Origin of the sequence: Streptomyces sp. NPDC096324 (genome assembly GCF_044763015.1) — a bacterium.
Taxonomy (GTDB): domain Bacteria; phylum Actinomycetota; class Actinomycetes; order Streptomycetales; family Streptomycetaceae; genus Streptomyces.
Genome location: NZ_JBIWFK010000044.1, coordinates 1 through 1,158 on the forward strand (window position 1 = coordinate 1; position 1,158 = coordinate 1,158).

Below are 1,158 nucleotides of genomic sequence, written 5' to 3' on the forward strand. Positions count from 1 at the left end.
TACTGACCTTCAAAGCGTGGTGTCGTGGGGGCTGACGGTCCATGATCCCTGCGGTACGCCAAGTGCATGAGGTATGCGCAAGGGGGTGGCCTGACTGACGAACGGCGGGCCTTCCGCGAGAAGTTGAGGATGGAGGCGGCCGAGCGGTTCCAGCAGGGCGATGAGAACACGGTCATCGCTCACGACTTACGGGTCAGCGTCCGGTCGGTACAGCGCTGGCGCAAGGCTTGGTCGCAGAACGGGCCCCGGGCCCTGGCCTCGAAGGGTCCGGCATCGCTGGCGCTGCTCAGTGACGAACTGTTCGCCGTGCTCGAGCGGGAGCTGCTCAAGGGTCCGGTCGCACATGGCTGGCCGGACCAGACCTGGACGCTGTCGCGGATCAAGACGCTGATCGGGCGCCGCTTCCATAAGAGCTACACCGTCCAGGGCGTCGCCCTGCTGCTCAGACGGCATGGCTGGAGCTGCCAGGTCCCGGCCCGGCGGGCGATCGAGCGCGACGAGACCGCGGTGGCCGGCTGGGTGAAGGAGACCTGGCCACAGGTGGAAGGACCGTGGCGGCGCTCGACGCCTGGCTCGTCTTCGAGGACGAAGCCGGATTCTCGATGACGCCGCCGACCACCCGCACCTGGTCCCGCCGCGGCCACACTCCCGTGGTCCGCGTGCGGGGCCGCTCGCGCCGCCGCCTGTCGGTGGCCGCTCTGGCCTGCTACAAGGCCGGCGAAGCCTCGCGGCTGATCTACCGGCCCTGCCCGGACGCCCGGCCTGATGGGCGCAAGAGCTTCTCCTGGAAGGACTACCGCGACCTGATCCAGACCGCCCACCAACAGCTCGGCGGCCCGATCGTGTTGGTCTGGGACAATCTCAACACTCACCTGACGGCCGGAATGCGCCGCTACATCGCCGACCGCGACTGGCTCACCGTCTTCCAACTGCCGCCCTACGCACCCGACCTCAACCCGGTCGAAGGCATCTGGTCCGTCCTGCGACGCACCACCACAGCCAACCGCGCCTTCGCCGACCCCAGCGACCTGGTCACCGCCATCCGACGCGGCCTCCGCCAGCTCCAGTACCGACACGATGTCCTCGACGGCTGCCTCATCGGCACCGGCCTCCGACGCCAACCACCATGACGACATCACGCATTCAAGGTCAGTAGGT

General features: G+C 68.2%; 2 protein-coding genes. Both read left to right on the top strand.

Features of this window, described 5'->3' with window-relative positions; all coding sequences use genetic code 11:
* Nucleotides 1-66: 66 nt before the first annotated feature.
* On the top strand, nt 67-606 hold the full coding sequence (locus ACIQ7M_RS40885; protein WP_403654254.1) for a winged helix-turn-helix domain-containing protein: 540 nt from the start codon (nt 67-69) through the stop codon (nt 604-606).
* The gene (locus tag ACIQ7M_RS40890) at nt 603-1,130 is read left to right on the top strand and encodes a transposase (RefSeq protein WP_403654257.1); all 528 of its coding nucleotides are present in this window, start codon (nt 603-605) and stop codon (nt 1,128-1,130) included. Before ACIQ7M_RS40885 ends, ACIQ7M_RS40890 begins: the two co-directional genes overlap by 4 nt.
* Nucleotides 1,131-1,158: the final 28 nt, after the last annotated feature.

What these genes read in the sequence shown, in the direction of transcription:
- ACIQ7M_RS40890 (WP_403654257.1), top strand. Translation starts at nt 603, where the DNA reads ATGACGCCGCCGACCACCCGCACCTGGTCCCGCCGCGGCCACACTCCC.
- ACIQ7M_RS40885 (WP_403654254.1), top strand. Translation starts at nt 67, where the DNA reads ATGAGGTATGCGCAAGGGGGTGGCCTGACTGACGAACGGCGGGCCTTC.